At 37.5% G+C, this 8,456-nt stretch carries 3 protein-coding genes; 1 reads left to right on the plus strand and 2 read right to left on the minus strand.

The features are described from left to right. Both AC4MRQ_RS23620 and AC4MRQ_RS23625 read right to left on the minus strand, forming a co-directional pair. Positions 1–1,669 (minus strand): RagB/SusD family nutrient uptake outer membrane protein (locus AC4MRQ_RS23620; RefSeq protein WP_491200195.1); only part of this gene is annotated, 1,669 nt, incomplete at its 3' end. A gap of 2 nt (positions 1,670–1,671) precedes the next feature. Further along, on the minus strand, positions 1,672–4,800 hold the full coding sequence (locus AC4MRQ_RS23625; RefSeq protein WP_491200196.1) for a SusC/RagA family TonB-linked outer membrane protein: 3,129 nt from the start codon (positions 4,798–4,800) through the stop codon (positions 1,672–1,674). Between the two features lie 843 nt (positions 4,801–5,643). Here AC4MRQ_RS23625 and AC4MRQ_RS23630 point away from each other — a divergent pair. Beyond that, a partial coding sequence (locus AC4MRQ_RS23630; RefSeq protein ID WP_491200197.1) for a SusC/RagA family TonB-linked outer membrane protein occupies positions 5,644–8,456 on the plus strand: 2,813 nt, incomplete at its 3' end.

Genomic DNA, 8,456 nt, shown 5'->3' on the forward strand with positions numbered 1-8,456 from the left:
TACGCTCATGCTGAATGATTTCGCGCATTCCTTCTTTAGTTGTGACCTTATCAGGAAACTTACTGAAGTTAGTCCAACTTTCAATAACACCATTTAATCCTGCTTCAGCTCGAACTGCATCAACTGCTGCATAGACCTCTTCAGTTGGCGCAACTAAACTTTCATTTAAAGCTTCGGCATACATTAAGTATAATTCTGCCAACCTGTATGCAGCAAATGTACCGCTATAAGTCACTCTGCTGTTTGCATCATTGTAAACCGATTTTACATGCACCAGTTTTCTACAATATAGGCCGGTGGGAGAATTACGAATACTTGCAACTTTACCCATATTCTCTTTCGCTTTCATTCTGAAAATATAGCTTTCTTCATCGGCATTGCTTCCTCGTCCTATTTCCTTGTAGCGCCCATTTCCAAACCACCTGCATCCGTCAAATGCTAAGTTTGCATAATAGCGTGCTTCACGATTCATGTGTATTTGCATTGTTTCATAGTTCGGCAATGCATAATAAGTATGGTCAGCAGGTACAAATCCAATCTTAAATCGATTCTGATAATCGTATGTTTTATCTTCATCAATTGGCACTCCGTTTTTACTGTAGAAAAATTCAGTGGTTGCTAAAGTTGGAGCGATAAAGGTTTCAAATGGTGCAAAATCATGGAAGTTTTTGTGAAAATATGGAGTGACCGTTTGTACATTATACGTACTATACGTAAAACGTGCGAATATTTGTTCCTTATTCCAACGTTCCATTACGCACTGCTTTCGATTCAAAATTATCCTTGTGGTATCGGAAATATCTGTGTAATCAAATATTTGATAAAACTGGTGTCCGGCATCCAATGCAAGATCAAGGGCAGTCTTACTTGCTTGCGCTGCTTTCGTCCATTTTTCCTGACTATAAGTAGTGCTCACCAATTGTGTTCCATCGGGGTTGGTAAAACCTGTATAGGAGTCATTACCATTATACAATGGACTTGCTGAAGTAAGCAGAATTTCAGCCTTTATTGTTGCAGCCACCACCTGATTTATGTGCCCTAAGTCGGTTGAAACATTCTCTGCATTAAGTGGTAAGTCGGGCATCGCCTCATCAATGAGTGCTACTAAATATTCAACAACATCATCAATCGGCTCTCTGTAAACTCTCATCTCCTCAATTGGTACATCAACTGCTAAGTTTTCTCTTATCACAGGAATTGGTCCGTAGTTTCGCATTAAGTTAAAATGATAAAATGCTTTAAGCACTTTTACTTCTGCAATCCACTGTCTTTTTTCATGTTCAGGAAGATCGGCTGTTACATCCGGTACGCGGTCAATAAATATGTTACAATCCCTGATTCCATCATACATGTTGTCCCATACCGAAAAGTATGGAGCATCGGCTGTTTGTAAGCCTTTCCTGTAAAGCGTACCATACTGGTTACTTATATCACCATAAAACGGATTAGGATCTACATAAAATTCATCGCTTGCCGCTTGATTGACATTACTTCTCAGTTGATCAAAGAAGGGAATGTAACTATAGCAGGTTGCTAAATATTTCATCGTCGTAGTGCGATCTTTAAATGCATGATCTAAAGTCGCCACATTATCAGGCACAACGTCAAGATAATCTTGACAGCCAAAAGCCAAATAGCTTACTAATAATATTAAAATATGCTTCTTCATAATTATAATCCTATTTGAACACCAACATTAAAAACCTTCTGTATCGGATAGCCAAAACCATTATCAGCCATCTCCGGGTCCCACATCTTAAAATTGCTAAATGTTAGCAGGTTAGAACCGGTTGCATAGAAACGCACATTATTAAGTCTGACTTTTTGAGTGACTGAATAAGGAATTGTATAACCTACCTCCAGAGATTTTAATCGTAAAAATGCACCATCTCTCATCCACCAGGTACTTCTGACTTCGTTGTTGATGTTACGTTCATCAGTTAGTTTTGGCCAAAATGCATAGGGATCAGGATTATCGGCAGACCAGTGATCGTTTGCAATGACATCTAACAAGGCGTTTTTACCATATCGATAAACATTGTCTTTAATTTCATATCCACCAGTAACAAACGGTTGAATGGCACTTGCGTTAATGAAAAAACTCTCATTAGCCAGGCCCTGGAAGAAACATGATACATCAAAACCCTTAAATCCTGCACTGAAACCAAATCCATAAATAATTTCAGGATGTGTTGGATGTCCAATGGGAACCTGATCATCAAATGTAATCTTACCATCACCATTAATATCCCGATATTTGATATCCCCCGGACCGTAATCACTAAATAATTGCTGAGGACTGTTAGCAACATCTGCTTCATCAACAAATAGTCTTTCAGCTATATATCCCCAGCTTTGTTTTGTTGGTTGACCTGTTTTGTCAAGCCATGGTGTTTGTTCGCGATTAACATCTTCATAATATTCAAACTCACTCACAGCATAGGTGAAATTACCGCGCAGACTCAACCATAAGCCACTGGCCCAGGAGTGATTGTAGTCTAATGAAACATCAACACCATAGCCCTTGGCTTCACCAACATTTGCGACCGGTGTAGTTAACAGTCCCATAGTGGATGGTACATTGACCCGACTCATCAATATATCGGTTCGATGTTCTGTATAGTAATCAGCCATTAAATGAAAATCTCTGAATATATCAGCTTCAATACCCAGATTCATTTTCCGGCTGGTTTCCCATGTTATTTCATCATTAGGATATCTTGACATGGCAACTCCTGTAGAATAAACGTCACCAAATTCTCCCCATGCGTAGCCTTTTGCAGATTCATCAAGATTAATGTTTGAGAGATAAAAGAACCTGTCAGTTTCTGAACCAATGGCATCGGTACCGGATAAACCATAGGTAGCTTTCAACTTAAGCGATGTAAAGACACTTCTTAAAAGACCGCCCCACCAGTCTTCATTGGATATTAGATAACCTAAACCAATTGAAGGAAAGAAACCCCACCTGTTTTTTTGAGCAAATCGTTCACTTCCATTTAATCCAAAATTAAATTCAGTGAAGTATTTTTTTGACAAACCGTAAGTGAAACGACCGGCATAACCAATATTTCTATGTGGCAGTGAAGCTATCAGGTTACTACCTGGTTCAATGTATTCACTGCGCGTTGCAACAAGCATGGCACTAATATCATGTTTGCCGCCGAATGTTCGCAGATAATTGGTCGATAACTCATAGTAGTTTTTAGTTGTTGTTTGTTGATCGGATGGTTGATAATTAAGCCATTCTGTTCCGTCATCCGGATTTTTAGGCATTAGAATAAATGTGTCATCATGTATGTTATAACTGCCTGGCTGTACATAGTAATAGTAGGGTTCATATTGACGTTTAGCATCAAAATATGAGTAGCGGTCAGTGGCGAATAACGCTCGTGCAGTTAGACCTTCCATTAAGAAACCAAGATCCTGATTAATTTCAATTTGTGTTTTAATGCTTGTTTGGTCATACTCTTTGTAACCCTTTACTAATTCAGCGTATGGGTTGTCAAAATCCACATATGGGTCGTTTCCAAAAAGTATGTGATCTCTTTCGGATTCACTGTGGTGTTTTTCAAAATAAGCAGGATATGCAACCGGATCCGTATGTAATACCATTTGATACATTGCACTACCGCCTTCCAGTGGACCAGTATAATCTTTGAAATTACCAACGAACCGAATTGTAGCATCTGTGGTTTTCGTTAGTTTCAAATCGATGTTTGAACGAAGAATGTAGTTTTTGATTTTAATGTTATTATTAAAGTCATTGACATCAGCAACTTTTAAGTTACCATTATCCTCGTTAAATGTACCTGCTAAGTAATACTTAACTTTTGGTGATCCTCCACTTAAGCTAAAGTTAGTTCTGGAGTTACGTACCCAGTCGTTAAATAACATTCTATACCAATCATTAGCTGGATATACATAAGGGTTAACACCTTGTTTGGTATTATCAATTTTTTCTAAGCTGTAATAACGAGCCGCTAATGGATCTCGTGAAAGTGTGGCCTCATTGTGCAATTCCATGTATTCAATTGGATCGGCCAATTCAACTCTTTGTGTTGCTGTACTAAATGATTGCTCATGGCGCACATTAACCTTTAGCTTACCTTCAGTACCACTTTTGGTTTTAATCAAGATTACACCATTACCTCCACGAGCTCCATATACCGCTGTTGCAGCAGCATCTTTCATAATTGAGAATGATTCAATGTCATCAGGTTGCATTGCTGCTAAGTCTTGGGTGGTAGATTCAACGCCATCAATCAAAATGAGTGGTCCGGCTGCATAACTAAATGAAGTGACACCCCGAATAAAGAAAGAGGCGTCATCTTCACCAGGTTCACCCGTTCTCTGATAAGAAATTAAACCAGACATACGGCCTGCCAAAGCTGTAGATAAGTTACTTGAAGGAACCTTCAGCTCAGCCGGTTTTACAGTCTCAATAGAAGCCATTACACTTTCTTTCTTTTGAGTACCGAAGCCTACCACAGTAACTTCACCAAATTGCGAAACATCCTCGCGTAAAATAACATTTATCACGTTTTTACTTTTAACGGCTATTACCTGAGTTTGCATACCGATAAAGCTAAACTGCAACGAATCATTTTCATTAGCGTGAATCGAATAGTCACCATCAGATCCGGAAATGGTGCCATTTGTTGTTCCTCTCACCAATACGTTGACGCCTGGTATAGGATCATCATTGGCATCGGTGACACGTCCTGTTATTGATCTGCTTTGTGCATGCACACACAGGTAGGATAACAACAGGAAAAAAACGATAACAGATTTTTTCATAGATTTTTTAGATTAATAATGTTAATGAAGTGAAAATCACACCAACATCAACCATTAGTTATTTGTAACTATTGTTAACATTTGTTTGCAAATAAATCATCTCATTATTTCAAGGCAAGAATCAATTAACGGGAACGATACCGAAAGCGCTTTCTTTTTGCGGAAGCGTTTCCGACGATTAACATTTTTATACATTAATGAGTTTTTAACTAAGGGAAATGCAATAGTAATTGAATATGAGATGCCTAAGGTTTAACTTCCGTTAACAAAGCGAGAGGATTTACGTGCTATATAGAAATAAGCGCTCTCATGAATAATTTACCAAGAGTCTTTTCAATCTAAGAAACATTGTTAATTGGTGTAGGTAATCATCTGCTAAAATTGTGAATGTATAATGTGCTTAGATAATATATAGGTTGAATTAATAAACGAGCTTCAGAATTGAATTTGGTATACTTAATTTATCTAATACATATATTAAAATTCCTTCTTGAACCATTGAAATATGTGATCAACACTCGTCGTGGTAAACACCTTTTAAAGTCTTATTATTAGTAAAATACAACAATAGTACAATGCTGACACAATTGTACAACTACACCGTTAAAAGTTCTATCATTTACAACATTGGTTTAACTCTTCCACGTAAGTGTCAGATAGATTTGCCTGTATGAAATTGACAATAAGCAATAGAGATAAACCATCGGGTATAAAGCTTGAAGCACGCCGGTATTTATTAATACGAAGCGTTCTTATCGTGCTTTTAATACTTATGCTAACACTGTTGCTACTTCTCACATTTATTTAAATAACATGTTAACTAATTCCAAAATCAAATTCTTTATGAAAAGAAGATTTAACTGGTTTCAGAGAGGACTCATGGGAGTGGTTATGCTACTTTTATCAGTAGGTATAGCCTTTGCCCAGGATGTGACTATTAGCGGTACAGTAACAGGTACCGAAGACGGAATGCCAATACCGGGTGCTTCCGTAATACAGAAAGGTACAACCAATGGTACCATTACTGATATAGACGGTAACTACACTATAACAGCTCCATCCGGTGCTGTAGTTGCTTTCTCATTTGTTGGTATGAAAACTCAGGAAATAACTGTTGGTGGTCAAACTACAGTAAATATTACCTTAGAGCCGGATGCCATTGAAATGGAAGGGGTCGTAGTAACTGCCTTAGGCATTAAACGTGAGGAGAAATCCTTAGGTTATGGTGTGTCAAAAGTTGATAGTGAAGAAATACAAGCTGCTGCCGGTAGTGATGTATTAAGTTCTATGCAAGGTAAAGTTGCAGGGTTAGACTTAGGATCCTCGCAAGGTGGTTTAGGTTCGTCTAATCGTGTTGTTCTTCGAGGTAATAGCTCTATCTCAGGTAATAATCAACCACTTTATGTAGTTGATGGAGTGCCTGTAAATAATTCTACTGTAGAAGATGCAAGTGGTGTTTGGGATAGGAAAGACTTTGGTTCAGGATCAATGGATATTAACCCTGATGATATTGAAAGTGTAACTGTTCTTAAAGGGCCTAATGCTGCTGCTTTATATGGTTCTCGCGCTCAAAATGGTGCTATTATTATAACTACTAAATCAGGCACTAAAGGTCAAGGCTTGGGTGTTGAGATTTCAAGTTCTAATATGTTTGATGTTGTTACAGATCAATATTTACCAAAAGTTCAGAATAAATATGGTCAAGGTAGCTATGTAAACAATGTTCCAACTTATTCAACAACAGTTACTGATGATAGCTGGGGGCCCGTAATGGAAGGTCAGAGTTTACCATCATGGAGTGGTTTCCAGGAAAATCTAACTTATTCACCACAACCGGATAATATTAAAGATTTCTTTGAAACCGGATTTAAATCCACAAATACCATTGCACTGACTAAAGGAAGTGACAAAGGTTCATCACGTTTTTCATATACTAATTTGTATGGAAATGGTATTGTTCCAGGTAATGAGCAACACCGTCACAATTTTAATATCAGAACGCAGTATGAACTGGCAAAATGGTTGCGCGTTGATGCGAAAGCTAATTATATCAACCAGGAAATTGAAGGAGGAACCTGGTTAGGAGAAGGTAGTAGTAATGCTATTTATGGCTTATTTACTTTACCTCGTAATACAGAGCTTAACGAACTTAAGAAGTATAACTATAACAATACACCAAATGATCCATTTATAGGAACGCAAATGAATCCGTATTGGACAACGCTTCATGACGATATGATTAATAAAAAGGATCGTTTGATTGGTTTCGTTAAATTAGACTTTGATCTGACGGAAAATTTGTCCGGTTTTGTAAGAGCTGGTACTGATTATACTGACAATTCAATTGAGGAACGATATAATATTGGTCACAAACAGAACAGTACTGGTCAGTGGATTATGAATCAGTACAAACGTCGTGAAACAAATATTGATGCACTTTTAAGTTATAATAAGAGGTTTGGAGAATTAGATTTTGGTCTTAATTTGGGTGGTAACATCATGAAAAACCAAAGTCAGGTAACTTATAACAGGGGTGATGATGTTATTTCAAATGGTTTCTGGAATATTCAAAACTATTTAAACAAAAACGCGAGTTATAATATTTACGAGAAGCAGGTTAATTCTGCCTATGCAACACTTAACTTAGGTTACAGGAACTTCTTATATTTAGATGCTTCTTTCCGTAATGATTGGAGTTCAACACTTCCAAAAGAAAACCGCTCATATTTCTATCCGGCTGTTTCGACAAGTATTCTAATTAATGAAGTGGTTGAAATGGATAACATAAACCTACTAAAAGTTCGCATTGGTTACGCTGAGGTAGGTAATGATTCTGATCCATACCGTCTTGCAACAACATTTGGGGTTAATCCACTATTAGATCATAACGGTATTCCATTAATGGATGTTGATGGAACTCCTGGTGTACCAGATTTGAAGCCTGAAAGAACAGGTTCTATTGAATTTGGTGTTGATTTCAGAGCATTTAATAGTCGTTTATTTGCTGATTTTAATTACTATTCTCAATCAACCAAAAATCAGTTATTCACAACTAAAGTATCATCAGCAACCGGATATGTAAACAAATATTTGAATGGTGGTGACGTTGTAAACAGCGGTTTTGAGATGTCACTTGGAGGTGTACCTGTTAGAACTGGTTCTTTTGAATGGGAAACAACGCTGACATTGGCAAAAAATACTACTGAAGTGAAGGAACTGGCTGAAGGTCTGGATACTCAGGTATTAGCAGATTTGGGCAATATTGTAGGTGGTGTACAGATTGTAGCCAATAAAGGTAAAAACGGTTATGGTGTGATCATGGGTATGCCGGATAAAGTAGATGGAGAATATCAACTTGGTAATAATGGCTTCCTGCCAGGAAATGAGCGGGTTGAGTTAGGTAACTTTACGCCTGATGCAACTTTCGGATGGTTAAACACTTTCTCAATTAAGCGTTTTAATGTTAGAGCATTGATTGATGGAAAAATTGGTGGAGATGTAATGAATGCAACTAAAGGTGCATTAACTGCTAAAGGTATTACTGAAAATACTTTAGAACACCGCGAAAATGGAATTGAAGTTTCAGGCGTTGATGCAGATGGAAATCCAACAAATGTATTGATGAATGCTCAGGCATATTGGGGAGGCTTAGCAAA

It is taken from the genome of Carboxylicivirga sp. (assembly GCF_982718395.1).

Bases quoted from the DNA above. Each gene is read 5' to 3' on its own strand.
- AC4MRQ_RS23625 (WP_491200196.1), bottom strand. From the start codon at position 4,800: ATGAAAAAATCTGTTATCGTTTTTTTCCTGTTGTTATCCTACCTGTGT.